A 20,931-nucleotide genomic window follows, 5' to 3' on the forward strand; every position below is an offset into this window, starting at 1 on the left:
TCCATTCTATATAAATCACTATACATTTATTTGAAATATATCACTTGCGAAGAAGCAGCTACTCCTATCAAATCTTCCATTAACTCAATATAATAAGTGAAGGGTAGTACAGATAAAACCAATCATCGATATGGTAACAGATATTGCTGCCTAAATAGCTGTTGATAGGGACGTTGTAGAAGTGGGTACCACAAAAGATATAACTACTCTAATGATTTTTTTTTGTTCAAACATCTGTCATCCCAACTATTGATTCGCATAAATAATAAAAGTCTTAACAGTGAAATTAGGTTTGTTGTTCCATTTGTATTATTTTTGTGATACTTTGTTGTTTTGCAAAGTTCTTAGTAATAGAGATCTATTGAAGAAGTAATCGTTATTAAAAGACAAAACTAATATGAGCACTTTTCGTTCCATAGAAGAACTGGTCAAAAGTCTCGACCGGGAGAAAGAACTCCTGAAAGAAATGTTTTCCAAGCGGAAGTCTCTTTCGTTCCGTTATGATTATGCGCTTGAAATGACCGAGTACAAAGAAGAACGCATCCGCTATTTGATAGACTATGGAGTGATCCGGGATACCGGCGATTTCCTTGAAATGGAAGACATCTATCTGAAGTTTTTTGAAGATGTGCTCGAAGTGAATGAGGAAATCAATGTCTCTTTCGTGCAGGATTACCTGACACGACTGAATGAAAACATTGATTATTACTTGAAGGAAAATAACGAACAACGCAAGTACAACTACCAGCGGGAAGTGAAACGCTGCCTGAAAAATATAGCTCTGACTACTGTCCGTAATGTGATGGACTTGAAGCGGAATATGGATAATACCTATAAGAACGAGCCTAATTACAAGATAAAGAAAACCAAACTCGTCCGGCTTGATGAGAAACGGAACAATATTGCCCTGTTGATTCGTAAAAGTGAAGAATTAATAGATTATGGGCAGCCCACTTTCTTCCGGGTAGCAATGGATGTTCAAATGCGGAATGTAGTGAGTGACGTAAAGCTCCAGTTGAATGATTCATACCACAACCTGATTGAAATTCAAAAGCAAATCATCCATTATCTGAACCTGATAGATTATCAGAACCGTATCCTTGAAAAAGTAAAGAAACTGAAGTACCTGAAAGACCAGTTCTTGTTGGAAGAACATACAAGCATCCGTTCTGTTGCCGCTCAAAAGAGCCCTGTTTGGATGGAGTCACAGGTTGGCTATCGCATTAAACTTTCCATTGATAATCTACGGACTTCCGATGAGGCATTTCAAATCTTGAAGAAACTTGTTGCGCGGCAGAAAAATTCTCCGAAAGGAATGAAACAACTGGCGGATGCTATTCCGGAAGGATATCTGGATGACCAGTCACAAATGATAGACACTGTGAATCTACAAGAAGTGCATAACTCATTTATGGCATCCAGCACCCATCTATTTTCTTTTGTGATGAACTATCGCTACCGGAAAGAAGTGACACGCGGAGAAAAATTAATCTTTTTCTGCCAACTGGCATCACAGTATGCCGACGAACTTCGTTTTACAGATACTTATGAAATATCCGACGAAGTGGAATACCCTTTAATATATGCCAAATGATGTATGCTGGATACTAAAAACAGATGACCATGAAATACACTGAAGAGATATTTAATATACTTAGCAAAGGGGGATTCATATCTTCTAATAGTGTCTCTACCCAAGTGAAACGCTTGTATGACGCCATTGAGGAAGATTTGCCCGATTATTATGATTACTACAAAGGTATCGGTTTCTATCTGGAAGGCGGTGACGGTTATTACTACTTTACCCGCAAGGAATCAAAAGTCGATTTAGAACGTAAACTGGAAGCCATTCAGAAGTGGATTGATTACCTGAGTTTCCTGAAAACCTATCATTCGGCATTCGGACCGGGATTCTTGTTCCGTGCCGCTGATATTGAGATTCAGATAGGATGTGATATCGAACTGAAGGAAAAGGCAACCAAACTGTTTTCGGATAAGAAGAAATATGATGAAGTAGTCGGCAAACTGCTGAAAGAACTGGAGAACATAGGACTGATAGAGAAAGAGAACGAACTCGACGGAACATATAAAGTACTGTCGTCTTTCCATTATATGGAAGACTTGGTTGATTGTATCACAATTTCAGAGGAGGTGCAAGATGAGATACCTGAATAAGATTATTTTTCTGAATAGTGCCCATATTCCATATGCGGAAGTGAAATTGGATGGGAACGTGCATTTTATAGGTACGCAAGGCGTCGGTAAGAGTACACTGCTCCGTGCCTTACTCTTCTTTTATAATGCTGACAAGTTAAGACTGGGCATTCCGAAAGAGAAGAAGAGTTTCGATGCTTTTTATTTTCCATATGCCAATTCTTACATTGTCTATGAAGTGATGCGGGAGAATGCCGCTTACTGTGTGGTGGCTGCCAAATCCCAGGGACGGGTATTTTTCCGTTTTATTGATGCGCCATTTCAACAGGACTGGTTCATTGACGAACACAATGTGGTACACTCCGAGTGGGGACGCATCCGCGAACGCTTAGGTTCGAAGACTCACTATACTGCACAAGTGACTAGCTATGAAATGTATCGGGACATCATTTTCGGTAATAACCGTAAGCATGAAATGATACCTTACCGCAAGTTTGCCATTGTAGAAAGTGCGAAATATCAGAATATTCCGCGGACAATACAGAATGTCTTTTTAAATTCCAAACTGGATGCTGATTTTATAAAAGATACCATTATCCGTTCGATGAGTGATGAGGATATCTCTGTCGATTTGGACTTCTATCGTAGCCAGATTAAGGAATTTGAGCAGGAATACAGGGATGTGATGCTTTGGTTTACAAAGAACAAGAATGGAGAAATAGCTGTCCGGAAGATGGCGGAGAAAGTAATGAACGCCTATCGTGATTTGATTTATACACAAAAGCAGATTGGCGAAGGGCGTGCGGAACTTAACTTTGCGGAGAAACGGGCTTTGCATGAGATTCCATTGGTGAAGGAGGAACTGGCTAAAGCGGAGACAGAACGTGAACGGTTGCTGCGGCTTATGGGTGAGTTGCAACAAAAGTACACCAAAGAACGTGATGGCTTGATTGTGGATATAGGGGTAATAAACGACATGCTCAAAAAGATACGTGAGCAACGTCTGCATTACGAGCAGATGCAAATAGAAGAAATCATCAAACGGGTGTCTTGTGAAGAATTACTGGTTCAGGAACTGGAACAAGTTCGGAATATGAAATCGGAACTGACAAGGGCATATGAGGACGTATTAAGTAAGTACCGATTGTTATCTGAAAAGCTGGAAGCCGATTTCCGTACTTTTGAGAATAGTCAGCGGGCCCGGATAAATGTCCGGAATGCGGAGATTGCCGGTAAACAGGAGGAATTGATGCAACAACTTCGTGTGGAAGAGGAGAAAGTAAGGACGACACAAGAAGAGAAAGTACAGACGGTGGATAATCGTATCCGGCAGTTGCGTGACGAACAGGCACAGTGTAACCTGAAACTTCAAAAGGTGAAATACGAACATCCCCATCAAAAGGAAATGTCCGATTGTGAAGACGGCATCAACGAACTACGCAAAAAGGACAAGGAACTGGAACTTAACATCCGTCAGCAACAAGGAGATATAAAGCAGTTGAGACAGGAATGTGAATGGAAAGTGAAAGAATTGAAATGGGAATTTCAGACAAAGATGGAGGCTGTTCGCAAAGAGCGGAGCGCGATTGAAGAACAGTTGCAGACATTGGATGCTCTTATTGAGAAACGAAAAGGTTCGTTGTGCGAGTGGCTGGAGAAGAACAAGCCGGATTGGCAGGAGACGATAGGCAAGGTGGCGGATGAGGAACTGGTGTTGTACAACAATGAACTGCAACCCCAATTAGTGAATAAGGAGTCTACTTTGTTCGGTGTTTCACTCAATCTGACAGCTATCGAACGTTCTGTCCGCACTCCCGAAGAAATGAAGCAGGAACGTGACAGGCAACAAGCAACCCGGCAACTTTGTACCGACCGTCTCACCCGACTGACGGAAGAAGAGGAGGAAACAGTTTCTTCTTTAGAAAAGAAGTATTCGAAGCAAATACATGGTATTTTGGAAGAACAACATCTGATGGAAGCCGAGCGAATGCAGATTCCTGCAAAATTGAAGAATTTGCGGGCTGATTACGCCTCATGGAAGACAAAGGAAGAGGAATGGAAAAGAGAATGTACCGAAGAATTGCAGTCACAACTGAATGAAATCGGACACCGTCTCTATGTGGCGGAAGGAGAGAAGAAGAAGTATTTGGATGAACGGGAAAAACTGTTGAAAGCCTGCCGGAAAGTTTATAATGACAGCAGGATTGAACTCAAGAAAGAACTGGAAGAGTTTATTGCCGGTGTCCAGCATGAGATAGACCGGATGAAACAACAAACTGCGGAGCGGGAAAAAGAATTGAAACAGGCGCAGGAGAGTGAATTGAGTGGAAAGGGTGCTGATACGGTCACTATCCGCAAGTATGATGACCGGCTTGCCGAAATAAATAAAGAATTGGAATCTATAAGTAAATCCCGCCCGCTAGTTCTTTATTATGAAAGAGATAAGGCTGAACTGTTTGATAAAGAACCTGCTACGCGAAGCCGGAAGAAAGAGCTGGATGCAAAGCTGTCTGCATTGGATGAACGTTTTGATCTGAAAAAGAAGAAGTTGCAGGTGCAGAAAAAAGGTGCGGATGACCATCTTGACCGGATTCGTAAAGAACTAGACTCATTAGAAGACGGGTTGAATAAAGTAGATATGTTTCGGAAAGATGAAACTTTCTGTCCGCCTTCCGTGATAGAAATAGGAGAGAAGCCTACCCGGAAAAGTTGCGACGTCATTGTGGATGAGTTGAAGTCGCTTATCATATCTACCATCAGGAAAACGGACGATTTCAAGAAAGCAGTGACGCAGTTCAATGGAAACTTCTCGTCGAAAAACACCTTCCATTTCCGTACGGAACTGATTGGGGAACAGGATTACTATGATTTCGCTTCCAATCTGTGCGAGTTTGTGGATAATGATAAAATCTCCGATTATCAGAAACATATCAGTGAACGGTATACGGATATAATCCGCCGTATTTCGCAGGAAGTGGGAGGACTGACCCGTAATGAAAGCGAGATACACAGAACGATAAAGGATATCAATGACGATTTTGTCAAGCGGAATTTTGCCGGAGTAATAAAAGAAATAGCTCTTCGCCCGCTTCAGAGTAGCGATAAACTGATGCAGCTATTGCTGGAGATTAAACGGTTTAGTGATGAGAACCAATATAATATGGGAAAGGTTGACCTGTTTTCGCAGGATTCCCGTGAAGATGTCAATGCGACGGCTGTCCGACATTTGCTGTCGTTTATGAAATATTTGCTTGACGAGCCGGGACGCAGACGGTTGGCACTTGCCGATACATTCAAACTGGAGTTCCGTGTGAAAGAGAATGATAATGACACAGGATGGGTGGAGAAGATTGCCAATGTAGGTTCTGACGGTACGGACATTCTGGTGAAAGCAATGGTCAATATCATGCTGATTAATGTGTTCAAGGAAAAGGCGTCACGTAAGTTCGGTGACTTTAAAATCCATTGCATGATGGATGAAATAGGCAAATTGCATCCCAATAATGTGAAAGGTATTCTGGATTTTGCCAATTGCCGGAATATCTTGTTGGTAAACAGTTCTCCCACTACTTATAATGTGGAAGACTATCGTTATACTTATTTGTTAAGTAAGGACGGGCGGTCAAATACACGAGTTGTTCCATTGTTAACCTATAATCAGAAAGAAAAATGAGTGGTAGTTTATTTACTTTAGCAATGGCACGGCAGGTGCTGAAAATGCTGGATGGTAATCTCATTCCTTACTCAAAGTTTGATGGATTGATAGCAAATACATTGATGGGTGAGGGAATCATTACGATTGTCTCCCGGGGAAGTATGCGCAGCTTTCGTATGATTGACCCGGAAGGATGCCGCATTTATCTTGCTCAGAATTATACTTCCGGCATGGAACTGGAAGATTGGATTGAGATGAAGAGTTGGCCGGATGAAGTGTCACGTTCGGCGCAGGTGGCAAAAGCAGGAGACTCTAAACTGAGATATACCCGTACATTCAAAGGTTTTCTTCTTAATTGTTATACACCTATAGACGCAATTCTTCATGGTGAACCATTCGTGCTTTCTCCTTTGCCAGGCACTTCTATCTTCATGCAGGATTACGAAGATTTCCATATACCTGAAGATGTCGTAGTGGTAGGTATAGAGAATGGAGAGAATTTTCAGCATATCCGTGCCCAAGAGTACTTATTTAAAGGAATGAAAGTTCTTTTCGTATCCCGTTATCCGCAATCGAAGGATTTGTGTGACTGGCTAAAGATGGTCCCCAATCGTTATATTCATTTCGGAGACATAGATTTGGCTGGCATTTCTATCTTTTTAAATGAATTCTATGTAAAATTGGGCAATCGTGCGGAATTTTTCATTCCTGCGGATGTGGAGAAGCGTCTCAAAACTGGAAACCGGCAGCTTTATGATAATCAGTATTTGCGTTATAGGGCCATGTTGGTTTCTGATGAGCGTTTAAAGCCATTGGTGGCAATGATTCATAAGTATGGGAAAGCGTATGAACAGGAAGGATATATACAGGAATAAATTAGTCATATGATTACACTGGATAATTTTGAGAACTTTGTCCCCTATAAGATATTGATGCGTGGGGAAGAATATTATGATACGGATGCCGTTTCCGAACTGGAAGAAACTTCACCCGGTGAATGGGCTGCAACCGTAGAGGGAACGGACGATTATAATGTAGAAATATCAATGAACGGAAAGGATGTAGAATCCTGGTACTGTGATTGTCCGTATGATGGAGGAATTTGTAAGCATGTCGTGGCAGTACTTTTGGCAATCCGTGATAATAATAAACGGGTGAGTCGTAGTGCATTTTCAAAAATGAGAATAGTAACAAAGGAAGAGGAGGCAGTACAGCCTGATGTGGACATCAAGCAATTGTTGTCATTCGTTAATCCGCAGGAACTTTCTACATTTATTAGTGAGTATGCCTCGACGAATCCGGAATTTAAGATGGTGCTTTTGAATCGTTTTATATCCGAGGAATCGTCTTCGACATCAAAGGGAAAAGATTATAGAACGGAGATTCAGAAAACTTTTAATAGCTCTGGTGGTGGTAAAAAGTCCCGTTATCATAATCGTTATGATGATTACAACCGTGATTGGGAAACTATTTTCAATCGAGTGGATGTTTTTCTGAAGAAAGCAGACTTCTTCTTGAGCTTGGGAGATATAGATAATGCGATTGCCATAGTTCTTCAAACACTTCGTTCTATCGGTGAGAATTATGAGGATGAATTACTATATGCTGACGATGATGATGACTTTGGCACTTCCCTTTATTGCGAGCACGCAGGAGACTTACTTGTGAAAGTGGTTGGACATCCTAAAACAACTCAGAAACAAAAGACGGATATTCTAGAGGAATTACGTCAGATTGCTGAAATATCAATTTATCGTAACTACGGAATTTATGATATAGACGAACTAATGATGCAAATCAATCTTTCTATTCAATCGACAGAAAAAGCTCTGGAATTGATTGATGGACTTCTTGAAACAAGAAAGGACACTTATGATTTATATCAGTTAGTTCTTCGCAAAGTCAATTTATTATTGGGGCAGAATGAAGAGCAAAAAGCGAATGATACGATTCGTCAATATCTTTATCTGCCTGAAATACGGGAGATGGAGGTTGAGAAACTGATTGTCTATTGCCAATATGATGAAGCTATTCGTTTACTGAATGAAGGTATAGATATTGCGAAAGAAGATATATATTCCAGTACTGTTAATAAATGGTTGGAAATAAAATTGAGGATTTACGAGATGACCAATCGGACTTCTGAAGTAATTGATACATGTCGTCTATTGTTTGTGACAGGTAGAGATAAACTGACATATTACGGTAAACTTAAAACTCTGATTCCGAAAGAACAATGGAAGAGTTATTTGGATACGATGATGAAAGAAACTGAATTTAGTAACTATTTTTCTTTCGGTGGAAGTGATGAGGCTGATATCTATGTGAAAGAAAAGGACTATGAGCATTTGTTCACCTTGTTGTCATCTACTAGATATGATCGACTGGAGGCATTGATGCGGTATGCTCATTATTTGAAGGATACTCATTCGGAACAGCTGATTGCTATGTATACTTCTTCGTTGAATGACTATGCCGAGCGGAATATGGGACGGAAGAATTATGAATTTATCGCACAAGTATTACCGTGCATACATAAACTTAAGGGAGGACAGACTGCGGTGAAAAACATTGTAGCGGAATTTCGGATAAAATATAAACGCCGTCCGGCAATGATGGAAGTGTTGGGGAAATTTTGAAAAGACTTTATTATAAGTTTTTTTCTATCTCTGTTGTTTAGGGATGGCAAAGTTCGTACCTTTGTAAGGTTATAAATAAGAATGATTATGAAAAAGTCTATAAAACGTTTACCCAAACGTACACAGGAAGAACTGACTGTCTTGCTGGATTTAGTGTGTAAAAGCATCGGGAATTGTCAGATGGTTATTCTGTTCGGAAGTTATGCAAGGGGAAACTATGTTTTATGGGACAGTAATATAGAATTTGGTGTTCATACTTCCTATCAGAGTGATTATGATATTCTTGTCGTTACAACTGGACCGACTAAACATGTGGAAGAAAAACTACATCGTATCACGAATAAGTATCATGACTTGTTTGCAGACCGCCGTCATGCTTTCCCACAATTTATTGTAGAACATATTAGTACGGTAAACCGTAACTTGGAAGTCAGCCAGTATTTCTTTACGGATATAGTAAAGGAAGGTATCATGCTTTACAATAGTGGTAAATGTGAATTGGCTAAACCACGAAAGTTGAGCTTTAAGGAGATTCGGGATATTGCGCAAAAAAAATTTGATGGGTTGTATCCTTATGCGTGTAATTTTTTTGACTTAGTGAAAATATGTTTGTCCAAAGGACAAAATAAAGAAGCCGCCTTTTTGCTTCATCAAGTCTGTGAGAAACTTTATAATTGTATCTTGATGGTTTTTACAAACTATCGTCCTAAGAATCACAGAATTCAAGACCTTCGGGGAATGGTAAAACGTTTTTCGATGGAATTGGTGGCAGTCTTTCCTCAAAATACGGATGCTGAGAAAGTCTGTTTTGATTTATTATGTCGTTCATACATTGAGGCTCGTTATAATAATGATTTCAGTATCTCACAAGAACAACTGGAATATCTTATTTCTCGTGTAGATATTCTGAGAGATATTACTGAACGTTTATGCAAAGAGAAAATCGCGGAATATGATACGATGACGGAATAATTGTTCCAAGTGAAATAAGTCGTTCGCATTTATAACTTGAACTCAGCGTTGGCAGTGCTACCAAGTAATGCGACCATGAATCCCATATCGTATTTGGATAGCTTCTCAAGTACATTAACAATGGCAGAGTTATTATTAGATACCACTTGAACAGTTTTGCCACGTACAAGGATATTGGCAATAATATTCAAGATTGTTTGTGTCTTTCCGGTTCCCGGAGGACCTTGTACGATGCTGATTTGATTCTCAAAAGCTGCTTGAACAGCTTTTTGCTGGCTTGCATTACAACCGAAAGGAAAAATCAAGGTTGATGTACTCCAGGACTGTAATTTATATTTTTGAGGATTTAAGTATACAGCAATAGCTCTGTTGTCTGCAATGAAATGAATTTTTTCATATTGTTTAGCCAATAGCTTCGTTCCGTCATCAGCTTTTAATCCGTTCACATCGGCAACTTTCTTCAAATATTCGAATATGCTTCTCGAACAAGGTTCTTTCAGACATGATTGGGTAATTTGCAAATCTTCTCCTTTATAATCATACTCTTTGCCGTTCTGAAAACGAATGTGCCAATAGCTGTGTTTTCCGGCATAAAAAACGTATAGGGCTTCAATGTTTGATAAAGTTCTTCCTTTACTGACTATTTGATAATCATTGGGATCAGGCTTCTCGGGAGAGGTTAACCAAAGAACATTTTCTTCTTTGTAAGTATAAGCACTTGAAGAATTACGGAATAGTATCTTATAGTTGCCACTATCGTTTTGACAACTCTCTATCTCGGCAGTCTTGATTTGTCCTTTTATTATAATCAGATTTTCGGAAGTATCTATCATAGGCTTGTGTGCAGATGTTATAAGTCGTGCTGATGTCTTTATTGTTTATTGATTATTTAGGACATAAAAGTAAGAGTATTTTTCAAAATATCAAAGAGCTGAAGTAAAAAAACAGCAAACTACTTTATTGTGCTTTTTATTACTGTAAAATAGAGTGGGATTCTGTTTGAGATTATCGAACATCATAAAAGATTTATGTTTTGCCAATGAAATCACTATCTTTGCAAGGCATATATTAATAGACAAGGAGAAGACTATGCTTGCATACACATATATTGAACACGGAAAATTTGAGTTGCTCGAGAAGCCGAAACCGGAAATAAAAGATTCACGGGATGCGATTATACGTGTGACACTTGGCAGTATCTGTACTAGTGATCTTCATATCAAACATGGTAGCGTGCCGCGTGCTGTGCCCGGAACGACTGTTGGGCACGAAATGGTAGGTGTCGTGGAAGAGGTGGGGAGTGATGTAACTTCAGTGAAGCCGGGAGATAGAGTAACAGTGAATGTGGAAACTTTCTGTGGAGAATGTTTCTTTTGTAAACGGGGATATGTCAATAACTGTACTGATTCCAACGGTGGTTGGGCTTTGGGCTGTCGTATTGATGGCGGTCAGGCGGAATATGTCAGAGTTCCTTACGCTGACCAAGGATTGAACCGCATTCCTGATACGGTTAGCGATGAACAGGCTTTATTTGTCGGTGATGTGCTTGCGACAGGCTTTTGGGCTGCTCGTATCTCGGAGATTTCCGAAGATGATACCGTTCTTATTATCGGTGCCGGGCCTACCGGAATCTGCACTTTATTGTGTGTGATGCTGAAGAAACCACAACGTATTATTGTCTGTGAAAAGTCTCCTGAAAGAATACGGTTTGTTCGTGAACATTATCCTGATGTATGGGTGGTAGAACCTGAAAACTGCCAGGATTTTGTACTTCACAACAGTGAGCATAGTGGTGCTGATGTTGTGTTAGAAGTAGCTGGTAGTGAGGATACTTTTCGTTTGGCATGGGAGTGTGCCCGTCCTAATGCTATTGTCACTATCGTAGCTCTTTATGACGAACCGCAGCTTCTCCCTTTGCCTGATATGTATGGCAAAAATCTGATATTTAAGACAGGCGGGGTGGACGGTTGTGACTGTGCAGAGATCCTAAATCTGATTGCAGAAGGCAAGATAGATACTACTCCTCTGATTACGCACAGATTTCCACTCCATGAAATAGAGGAAGCCTATCGTGTCTTTGAGAACAGACTGGATGGTGTCATTAAGATAGCTATTTATAAATGACCTGTTCAGTGAATGAAATGCTCGTATGTTTAATCGAAAGTAATAAATAATAGTATGCCTATTATCGAAATATCATCTTTATCTCATCCCGGAGTTGAAGTATTCAGTACTCTTACTGAAATACAGTTACGTAATCGCATCGAACCTGATAAGGGTATTTTTATCGTAGAAAGTCCAAAGGTTATCAAGAGAGCTTTGGATGCCGGTTATGAACCTTTGGCTATTTTGTGTGAACAGAAACACATTACTGGCGATGCCGCTGATATTATTGAACGTTGTGGTGATCTGCCTGTCTATACGGGTAGCAGAGAATTACTTGCCGAGCTAACCGGCTATGTTCTGACACGTGGTGTGCTTTGTGCCATGCGTCGTCCTGTGCCACGTAGTATGGAAGAAGTGTGTCAGGAAGCCCGGCGTATTGTTGTAATCGATAGTGTTGTTGATGCAACCAATATCGGTGCTATTTTCCGTTCGGCCGCAGCTCTTGGAATTGATGCCGTATTACTGACACGCAATTCTTGTGACCCGTTGAACCGTCGTGCGGTCAGAGTATCTATGGGAAGTGTTTTCTTTGTATCATGGACTTGGATGGATGGCTCTCTCTCTGAACTGAAGAATTTAGGGTTTCGCACGGCTGCTATGGCACTCACGGACAATTCTATTTCTATTGATAATCCTATCCTGGCTACTGAACCTAAATTAGCTATTGTGATGGGGAACGAGGGGGACGGACTTTCCTGTGAAACAATTGCCGAGGCTGACTATGTAGTCCGTATCCCTATGTCGCATGGCGTCGATTCGCTCAATGTAGCTGCTGCGGCAGCTGTGGCCTTTTGGCAACTTCGTGCTCCACAATCTTGAAATTAGTGCATACCAAAGTTATAAATAACCATATAGTTATTCTCCACTGATAGTTGCCACGATTCGCCGATTACCACCGTAATCCCGGAATTCACAGAGATAGATGCCTTGCCAAGTTCCGAGATTCAGCTTTCCATTGGTAATGGGTACTGTGACGGTTGTTCCTATAATGGAACTTTTTGCATGAGCCGGCATGTCGTCATTTCCCTCTAAAGTGTGTTGATAATACGGTTCACGTTCTTTTATCAAGTGGTTGAAGATGCTTTCCATATCAACTCGAACATCAGGATCTGCATTTTCATTAATGCTTAATCCGGCAGAAGTATGTTTGATAAATAAATGCAATAATCCTACTTTGGGCAATGGTGGCAAATTTCGTAGTACTTCTCCCGTTATAAGATGAAATCCACGTTTGCGTGATTGTAATTCAAATTCTACTTGTTTCCACATATTATTATAGTTTCATTTCTATTTTGTCCCACGTAGTTTTGGAACAACTCAAATCTTATTAGATTCAATGCTGTGTTGTTATTCACGAAATGTAAAGCCTGTCATATCTCATGAATCCTAATAGAATTCTATTTCCCGATACAGCATATATAACTTGTTGGTGTTCATTGTATTGGTCTTTAAAAGGTAGAAAGTTAGAAAATGTCTTTGTTTCTGTGTGTTAAAACGCTCACTTTTAACGTTTTTGTTTTTCATTAACGAATCGGTCTCTCTGAGGGTAGAGATTTCGCCACTAATATCGCTTAGGTAGTGGATGATATCACGTGTATGCTTTACAAGTTTCAGGTTTTGAAGGTAGGGAAGAAAATTATTCTTTATCTTTCTTCCCTATCTTTACTTTAATATATCGTATACATAGGGTACGACAATAAAGTAAAGTCGATTTATTAGGATAGAGAGTCAAAGACCCACAAAATGAAATGACAATTTTAAATTGTTTGTCGAAAAAATGTGTTACTTTTGCGACAAAGCGAGTTGTGTGATGAGTATCGAAGATAAAATAATAGAGGTAATAAGAGCAAAAGGAGAAGGAACTATCTTTTTCCCCAATGATTTTATTGACTTTGGCGAACCTAAGAGTATAGGTAAAGCTCTGGAACGGCTAACAGAAAAGAATCAAATTCTTCGGTTAGCAAGAGGTATCTATTGTTATCCTAAGCAAGATAAGGTAATGGGACTGGGAGTACTCTATCCTTCTATTGAAGAAATAGCCGATAGTATTGCTCGGCGTGATAAGGCGAGAATAGTGCCTACGGGAATTCATGCACTCAATAAGTTGGGACTCTCTACTCAAATCCCCATGAACTTTGTTTATCTGACTGATGGGACAAGGCGGAAAATCAATCTTGGAAATGGTAAATCCATTCAATTCCGATTTACATCGCCCAAGAATTTAGCTTTTACGAATAAATTGGCGATGCTTGTTACCTTTGCCTTAAAAGAACTGGGGCAAGATAAGATAACAGAGCCGCAGATAGCCCAACTTAAACAAATATTGGAGAAAGAATCAAAAGAAAAAGTGATGGTGGATGCGTCATTGATGCCTGCTTGGATAAGAACAATTATAAAAAATGCCTATGAATAACTACTTCTTGCTTACCACCGATCAGCAAATAATGGTCATTACGCAAGCTGCCAATAAAACCGGGCTTCCGGTGCAAGCCATTGAAAAAGACTTGTGGGTAACAACGATACTTCAAGTCGTATTCTCTTTGCCAATAGCAGAACATTTGGTGTTTAAAGGCGGCACTTCTTTGAGTAAAGTGTGGAACATTATTCAACGCTTTTCTGAAGATATAGATTTGGCTATAGATCCGTCTATCTGGGGATTTGAAGGTGATTTGACAAAGAAGCAAATCAAACGCCTCAGAAAGTGTTCATCTGTATTTGTTCGTGATGAATTGTGCCAATCTTTGAAATCGGCAGTTGTGGAAAATGATTTGGATAAATGGTTGTCAATAGAGGCTGATCCTGATGGAGAGGGTGACAATACCTACCCGGAACCACGTGTCATACATATTCGTTACTATTCTTTATTCGATACTGAACTACCGTACTTACATTCAGAAGTCAAATTGGAGATTGGTTCTCGTTCTTTATTGGAACCTACCTCTAAAGCAGAAGTGAAGAGTATTGTCGAGCAATACCTTCCAATTGAAACAACCATTCAGACAGTTGTCATACCGACGGCTCTTGCCGAAAAGACATTTTTGGAAAAGGCTTTCTTGTTGCATGAGTTGTTTTCGACAGCCTCTATGGGTGATGCGAATAGAAAGTCGCGTCATCTTTATGACTTGGCAATGATGATGAAAACAGAGATAGCATTGAATGCTGTGTCTAATAATGAATTATGGACGACTATCCATCATCACCGTGAATGTTTTACTCATGTGAATGGCGTTGATTATACTCCTGACATCCGTAGGCGTATCTGTCTTGTTCCGCACAAATCCTTGGTGGATATTTGGGAACAAGACTATAACGATATGCGTTTGGCAATGATTTATGGAGAAGCTCCTACGTTTGAATCTCTCATAGCGCAAATGAAGGAACTTGAAAGAATGTTTCATTCTTAGTGAATATGTAAAATCTAACGAAACGAAAATGTTATGACGAATACTCTTATTGATAATTCAGATGAATGCTTGAGGTTAGTCAACACTATTAAAGAGTGTATAACCAATGCCAATTGTAAGACTATAAAAATAGCAACAGGATATTGGGATATTCCTGGCACTTTTTTGGTTTATAATGAGTTGAAAGAATTTCTAAAAAAAGAGGGAACAACTCTTCAGCTACTGATAGGGGCTGATCCAATTGTACGTCAAAATCAATTAGCTAATCCTATTTGTAAAGATGCGAAGTTCCCACAAGATTATATCAAGAGGGATATACAACAACTTGAAGTGATTGATAAATATGTAGAGGTTGTGCGCTTGCTTCTAGAATATTGTAAGGAAAAAGAGGATGAAAGCAGATTTCAAATCCGTATTTACAAAAAGAATGAAGATGGTGATACTCAATTCTTTCATGCAAAATGTTATGTTTTTTGCGGACAAAATTATGCTGTTGGTATTATTGGCAGTAGTAATTTTACTCAAAAGGGATTAGAAGGCAATTCGGAATTGAATTATTTGGAAACAGATACAAGTCGAGTCACAGCTGTACCAAATGAGTATTCATATACAAAAGGACATAACTGTTGGTTTGATGAGAAATGGAATTTATCAATACCTTGGAATAAAACATTCCTTGAAGAAATATTGAGAGGCGCACCTGTAAGAGTGAAAGCAGAAGAGGATGCAAAAGTGGTCGTAAAGTTGACACCTTATGAATTGTACATTAAGCTCCTACAATATAAGTTCGGTAGCATTGTTGATATGAACCAGCAGCAGTTGATAGAGAGTTATCTTCCAAAAAGCTTTGATCCGTTGGCGTATCAGATAGAGGCAGTAAAACAGTGTTTTTCCATTATGAGAGAACACGGTGGCTTTATGTTGGCAGATGTTGTGGGGTTAGGCAAAACCATTGTAGGAACACTTATAATGAAACACTTTCTAAGAATGCCTGATGATGATGGTCGTGAGCGTAAAGTACTTGTTGTAACTCCTCCTGCCATTCAGTCAGGATGGAAAGAAACCGTAAAACTGTTTGATGCAGACAATGTAGATAAAATGGATTCGGCTATCGATTATATTACGACAGGAAGTATAGGTAAGCTTGTTGATGATATGGATGAAGCTGATTTTGACGAGATTGATTCCTGTGTTTTTTCTTCTGATTTCGAGTATAAAGATTATGGTTTGATCATCATAGATGAAAGTCATAAGTTTCGTAATAGTAGTACTTCAATGTATAAAGCACTGGATGATTTGATAACACAGATAGGAGCTAGTACAGGTGCTTATCCATATATAGGATTGCTCTCAGCTACACCACAAAATAACCGTCCATCTGATATACAAAACCAGATATATTTGTTTGAGCGCAACCATGCCGACAGCACCTTGAAAAAGGCTAATGGCGGAAACCTTGAAGGCTTCTTTTCCGACATTAACCGTCGATTTGGGCAAGTGATAAAATCTTCTGGACAAATGAATGATGGTAATATGCCTAATGATATTACTCCTGAAGAGCGCAGAATGGAGCTTAAACGTTTGTCAGGTGAGATACGTGACTGTGTTCTTCAAGATATTTTAGTGCGTCGTACACGTACTGATGTGGAGAAATATTACAAGGATGACATCGGTAAGCAAAAAATTGTTTTTCCAAAGATTAGTGGACCTCATTCTATTGAATATCAGATGGAAAGTGGATTAGCAAAACTTTTTGCTGATACAATGAACTTGATAGCACCTACCGAAGATTTTCGCTTCGATAACAGTAATTTTCTATGCTACTACCGTTATCGTGCTATAGAATTCATTAAATCTCCCGAAGTGAAGGCTCTGTATAAGGGGAAAAATATGGATGCGGACCGTTTCTCACAACAGTTGGCTAAGATTATGCAAATTAATCTGGTGAAAAGAATAGAAAGCAGTTTCTCAGCATTCAAATCTTCACTTGAGAATTTGCGTCGCTATACTCAGAATATGATCGATATGTGGGAACATAATACCATTTTTGTGTGTCCTGACATTAACGTAAATGAGGAACTTGACCGAGAAAAGGACTACGAACGTACTGGCAAGTTGTATACATTTTCCGAATGCGCCAATGATATACGCTCCCGTATAGAGAAACTTAACAAAAAAGGTAAAAATGAGAAGGAACGTAACCGTGAACTTACTCGTGATGATTTTATGCAAGAGTATATAGAATTGTTGCGCAAAGATTTACAGCTAATAGAATTCCTTTGTAAACGGTGGAATGCTTACAGCAACGATCCGAAACTAGAAGAATTTAAAAAGAAATTACGAAGTACACTCTTTGATAAACAACAGAATATAGCACAAAAATTGGTTATATTTAGTGAGGCGATAGATACAGTGAAGGCTATAAAACTTGCTATAGAAACCACTGATAACTCTCTGAAGGTACTTGTAATAACTGCAAAAAATAGAGATGAGAACGCAAAGATTATTGCTGAGAACTTCGATGCCAACTATAAGGGTGAATGGCGTAATGATTATCAGGTAATCGTGACTACTGAGGTGTTGGCAGAAGGTGTAAATTTACACCGCGCCAATTGTGTATTGAACTATGATACTCCTTGGAACTCCACTCGGCTGATGCAGCGTATAGGGCGCGTGAACCGCATTGGTTCTATCGCGTCGTATGTGTATGTCTATAATTTTATGCCAAGTTTGCAAGGAGATGAACAAATAAAGCTTGTACAGAAAGCTTATACCAAGCTACAATCATTCCACACTTTGTTTGGCGAAGATAACCAGGTATTCACAGAAAATGAGGAAGTAATGCAATATGACCTAAATAAGCAGATAAATGGTGAGGAGTCTCCAATGGAAAAATACGTGTTTGAACTGAAAGAATATAAACGTACTCACCCTGAACGCTTTGAACAAATAGTGGCAATGGAAGATGGACTGGAATTAGCAATTGCACCAACAGATGGAAGTAGCTATTTTCTTGTTCGCAATAAGCAGACTTCCGGGCTATTTGTAAAAGTAGATGCTGAACTAAAAAGTAGTATTCTTTCCAGTATTGACGCTTACAAAGCATTCCGCACTGATGATGATGTACCTTTGGCTACCCTTCCGGCAGATTGGGAACAACGTAAATTAAAAGCCGAATTATTTGTAAATCAAGCACTTGCTAAAATGAATATTCACGCAAAGAATTCGAAAAAAGCCACAAAAGCTAAAGAGATAATCATAAAGATGAAAGACACTATCTCAATGTCTAAGGAGTCTCGCAGCCTTTTATCATCTGCATTCATGTTAGTGAATAAAGGGAATTATGACATCATCAAAAAGATAATTGCACTTGATGATATTCGCACTCAAAGCGGCGGCACACTCTTTGAACTTAGCCAAGAAGAATTTGACACTGTATTGAATCAAGAAATACAAAAAATAGTAGCAAATGTACAGATGCGTTATGGTAAAGCCATAACATATATGGCACTGAGTAAATAATAAAAATAATATCAACTATGGAATTCAAAGAATATTTTCAGAAGCCATATCAAGGTGGTGAATCATTTCTGCAAGAAGTGGTGTTTCCTATTTTTGGACAAGATAACTTCGATGACGGCTTCAATGCTTCATTGCTCGAAGAGAACCCGGAGTTGGCAGCTGTAGCAGCAAGTACGGGGATAACATCAGTATGCCGTGTAGGTACTATACAGGTGGAGTTTAACCCTATAGACATTTATGATATAACCGTTACTGATCATGTGCAAATGGTGCGTAATCGTGTAGCTATTCAGCAGTTGGTGCGACGTATAATGAACACTTATTCTAGTGCATTTATGATATTTCATTATGAAGATACACTGAGTTGGGACTGGCGTTTTACATTTTGCAGTAAACGTGGAAGCAATGATGAAATTACTGATTCTAAACGTTATACGTTCTTGCTTGGCCCTAATCAATCATGTCGCACTGCGTCAGAGAATTTCGGAAAACTTCTGCAAAAGCATGGCGACATAGAATTGAAAGATATAGAGGCTGCATTTGATGTGGAGGCTCTATCTAAGGAATTCTTTGGAAAATACAAGCAACATTATCGACGTTTTGTAGACTATATGTGTGACGAGTCGAACGGAATGCGTAAGGACTTTATTGATACTTCTTTCGACAAAAGCGGAATGACTGACGAAACTATCAGAGATCGTGAGGAAAAGCCTATTCGTGACTATGTGAAAAAACTACTAGGACGCATTGTATTCTTGCATTTCTTACAAAAGAAAGGTTGGATGGGAGTACCTAAAGATAAACAGTGGGGTGAGGGTGATACCAACTTCATGAAACATCTGTTTGAAAGGTCTACCAGTGAACAAAAGGCAAATTTTCTTGACGAAGTCTTGGAGCCTCTTTTTACTGCTGCACTTGATAGTGACCGTAAAGGTAGCGAATACTTGTTTGATACAGGTGTCGCTCTTGAACATAGTTCAGTAGTGAAGATACCTTACCTCAATGGTGGCCTGTTCGAACGTGATTTGCTTGATGAGCCTGCATCACAATTTCCAGCAAAGTATTTTGCAGATTTATTTGAGTTTTTCTATCAGTATAATTTTACTATAGACGAAAATGACCCTAATGACGCGCAAGTGGGTGTAGACCCAGAGATGCTGGGGCGTATCTTTGAGAACTTATTGGAGGACAACAAAGATAAAGGGGCTTTCTACACGCCGAAAGAGATTGTACAGTATATGTGTCGTCAATCGCTCATAGCTTATCTACAAACAGATATAACGGATGAACAAACTAAGACTGCTATCGACAAATTTGTGAATACATACGATGTAGCAGAAATTGGTGGAGCTGATTCTGAACTAGCTATGATGTTGGATAATAGATTGAAAGATGTGAAGATATGCGACCCGGCCATTGGCTCAGGTGCATTCCCCATGGGCTTGCTCAAAGAGTTGTTCTTGTGTCGTGGTGCAATAGAATGTTTTAGTGATGCAGCAGACATAAAACGTCATATCATTCAGCACAATATATATGGTGTAGATATAGAGCGAGGTGCAGTAGACATAGCGCGTCTACGCTTTTGGCTGTCGCTGATAGTGGAAGAAGAAACACCACACTCATTGCCAAATCTGGATTATAAGATTATGCAGGGGAATTCTTTGCTTGAAAGCTTTATGGGTTACGATCTTTCTACATTGACGGAAAGTGTGCAAACTATTGCAAAGAAAAATAGAGGACAAGTATCACTAATGTTTGATGAAACTGATACAAAAAGAAATATTCAAATTTACTTAAAGCAATATTTCAGTGAAAGCAATCATTCTGTAAAAGCAGAGATTAGAAAGAATATTGAATGTGCTGTAAAAGAGCATATAAAGATTTGTTCAGGCTATATTCCGTCTGTTGTTGAAGCTGTTGATAATCTTGATATACCTAATGATAAATTCTTCCTCTGGCATACTTATTTTAGTGATGTTTTTAATCAGCAGAATGGTTGTAATGGTTTTGATATTGTCATTGGTAATCCGCCGTATATACAGTTACAGAACAATGGAGGCGAGATTGCAGCTCTTTATGAAAACAGCAATTTTAAGGTGTTTGCTCGTACTGGTGATATTTATTGCCTTTTTTACGAGCGCGGTTGGCAACTGTTGAAACCGAATGGGCATTTGTGTTATATTACTTCTAATAAATGGATGCGTGCTGGATACGGAGAAAAGACTCGTGCCTTTTTTGCAAAAAAAACAGATCCCAAATTACTGATAGATTTTGCTGGTGTGAAAATTTTTGAGAGCGCAACTGTAGATACCAATATATTATTGTTTTGTAAATCAAAAAATAGATACAAAACAGTTTGCGCAGTAACGAATAAACAAGCTAAAGATAGCATAAAACATTTGAGCGTTTTTGTGGAGCA

General features: G+C 39.2%; 13 protein-coding genes and 1 pseudogene. 12 read left to right on the forward strand and 2 right to left on the reverse strand.

The window, feature by feature from the left end; all coding sequences use genetic code 11:
* Window positions 1–397: 397 nt before the first annotated feature.
* From HC965_RS20190 to HC965_RS20215, 6 genes are all read left to right on the forward strand, one after another.
* A complete protein-coding gene (locus HC965_RS20190; RefSeq protein ID WP_191033142.1) occupies window positions 398–1,594 on the forward strand; it encodes a hypothetical protein in 1,197 nt (398 codons plus the stop codon).
* A gap of 29 nt (window positions 1,595–1,623) precedes the next feature.
* Complete coding sequence (locus tag HC965_RS20195; protein ID WP_191033143.1) at window positions 1,624–2,175, forward strand: hypothetical protein; 552 nt, start codon at window positions 1,624–1,626, stop codon at window positions 2,173–2,175.
* Window positions 2,159–5,827, forward strand: coding sequence for an ATP-binding protein (locus HC965_RS20200; protein ID WP_191033144.1), 3,669 nt, complete (start codon window positions 2,159–2,161; stop codon window positions 5,825–5,827). The genes HC965_RS20195 and HC965_RS20200 overlap by 17 nt, the downstream gene beginning before the upstream one ends.
* Entirely contained in the window at window positions 5,824–6,684 is an 861-nt protein-coding gene (locus HC965_RS20205; protein ID WP_191033145.1) for a hypothetical protein, read from the forward strand. The genes HC965_RS20200 and HC965_RS20205 overlap by 4 nt, the downstream gene beginning before the upstream one ends.
* A 9-nt stretch (window positions 6,685–6,693) precedes the next feature.
* Window positions 6,694–8,448: an SWIM zinc finger domain-containing protein gene (locus HC965_RS20210; RefSeq protein WP_191033146.1), complete on the forward strand. Its 1,755-nt coding sequence runs from the start codon at window positions 6,694–6,696 to the stop codon at window positions 8,446–8,448.
* 87 nt (window positions 8,449–8,535) lie between these two features.
* On the forward strand, window positions 8,536–9,420 hold the full coding sequence (locus tag HC965_RS20215; RefSeq protein WP_191033147.1) for a HEPN domain-containing protein: 885 nt from the start codon (window positions 8,536–8,538) through the stop codon (window positions 9,418–9,420).
* 41 nt (window positions 9,421–9,461) lie between these two features.
* On the opposite strand, the pseudogene HC965_RS20220 reads toward HC965_RS20215, so the two are convergent.
* Window positions 9,462–10,253: pseudogene (locus tag HC965_RS20220) on the reverse strand (AAA domain-containing protein); the annotation flags it as partial.
* Window positions 10,254–10,509: 256 nt separating this feature from the next.
* Between HC965_RS20220 and HC965_RS20225 the strand changes: the two are divergent.
* Both HC965_RS20225 and HC965_RS20230 read left to right on the forward strand, forming a co-directional pair.
* Window positions 10,510–11,544 (forward strand): alcohol dehydrogenase, encoded by a 1,035-nt coding sequence (locus tag HC965_RS20225; protein WP_223854956.1) that lies wholly within the window; start codon window positions 10,510–10,512, stop codon window positions 11,542–11,544.
* A gap of 54 nt (window positions 11,545–11,598) precedes the next feature.
* Window positions 11,599–12,405, forward strand: a complete 807-nt coding sequence (locus HC965_RS20230; protein ID WP_191033149.1) for an RNA methyltransferase — start codon at window positions 11,599–11,601, stop codon at window positions 12,403–12,405.
* Window positions 12,406–12,441: 36 nt separating this feature from the next.
* Here HC965_RS20230 and HC965_RS20235 read toward each other — a convergent pair whose 3' ends face one another.
* On the reverse strand, window positions 12,442–12,855 hold the full coding sequence (locus tag HC965_RS20235) for a secondary thiamine-phosphate synthase enzyme YjbQ (RefSeq protein ID WP_191033150.1): 414 nt from the start codon (window positions 12,853–12,855) through the stop codon (window positions 12,442–12,444).
* 541 nt (window positions 12,856–13,396) lie between these two features.
* On the opposite strand from HC965_RS20235, the gene HC965_RS20240 reads away from it, so the two are divergent.
* The 4 genes from HC965_RS20240 to HC965_RS20255 all read left to right on the forward strand — a co-directional run.
* On the forward strand, window positions 13,397–13,999 hold the full coding sequence (locus HC965_RS20240; protein WP_223854957.1) for a DUF6088 family protein: 603 nt from the start codon (window positions 13,397–13,399) through the stop codon (window positions 13,997–13,999).
* A complete protein-coding gene (locus HC965_RS20245) occupies window positions 13,992–14,990 on the forward strand; it encodes a nucleotidyl transferase AbiEii/AbiGii toxin family protein (RefSeq protein ID WP_191033152.1) in 999 nt (332 codons plus the stop codon). Before HC965_RS20240 ends, HC965_RS20245 begins: the two co-directional genes overlap by 8 nt.
* Before the next feature lie 33 nt (window positions 14,991–15,023).
* On the forward strand, window positions 15,024–18,512 hold the full coding sequence (locus tag HC965_RS20250) for a helicase-related protein (protein ID WP_191033153.1): 3,489 nt from the start codon (window positions 15,024–15,026) through the stop codon (window positions 18,510–18,512).
* A 17-nt stretch (window positions 18,513–18,529) separates the two neighbouring features.
* Window positions 18,530–20,931: Eco57I restriction-modification methylase domain-containing protein (locus tag HC965_RS20255; RefSeq protein WP_191033154.1), on the forward strand; the 2,402-nt coding region annotated here is incomplete at its 3' end.

This window comes from Bacteroides sp. GM023 (assembly GCF_014750685.1).
Lineage (GTDB): Bacteria > Bacteroidota > Bacteroidia > Bacteroidales > Bacteroidaceae > Bacteroides.

Coding starts and splice junctions, on each gene's coding strand:
- HC965_RS20200 (WP_191033144.1), top strand. CDS start 2,159: ATGAGATACCTGAATAAGATTATTTTTCTGAATAGTGCCCATATTCCA.
- HC965_RS20205 (WP_191033145.1), top strand. CDS start 5,824: ATGAGTGGTAGTTTATTTACTTTAGCAATGGCACGGCAGGTGCTGAAA.
- HC965_RS20210 (WP_191033146.1), top strand. CDS start 6,694: ATGATTACACTGGATAATTTTGAGAACTTTGTCCCCTATAAGATATTG.
- HC965_RS20215 (WP_191033147.1), top strand. CDS start 8,536: ATGAAAAAGTCTATAAAACGTTTACCCAAACGTACACAGGAAGAACTG.
- HC965_RS20235 (WP_191033150.1), bottom strand. CDS start 12,855: ATGTGGAAACAAGTAGAATTTGAATTACAATCACGCAAACGTGGATTT.
- HC965_RS20250 (WP_191033153.1), top strand. CDS start 15,024: ATGACGAATACTCTTATTGATAATTCAGATGAATGCTTGAGGTTAGTC.
- HC965_RS20240 (WP_223854957.1), top strand. CDS start 13,397: ATGAGTATCGAAGATAAAATAATAGAGGTAATAAGAGCAAAAGGAGAA.
- HC965_RS20245 (WP_191033152.1), top strand. CDS start 13,992: ATGAATAACTACTTCTTGCTTACCACCGATCAGCAAATAATGGTCATT.
- HC965_RS20230 (WP_191033149.1), top strand. CDS start 11,599: ATGCCTATTATCGAAATATCATCTTTATCTCATCCCGGAGTTGAAGTA.
- HC965_RS20195 (WP_191033143.1), top strand. CDS start 1,624: ATGAAATACACTGAAGAGATATTTAATATACTTAGCAAAGGGGGATTC.
- HC965_RS20190 (WP_191033142.1), top strand. CDS start 398: ATGAGCACTTTTCGTTCCATAGAAGAACTGGTCAAAAGTCTCGACCGG.
- HC965_RS20225 (WP_223854956.1), top strand. CDS start 10,510: ATGCTTGCATACACATATATTGAACACGGAAAATTTGAGTTGCTCGAG.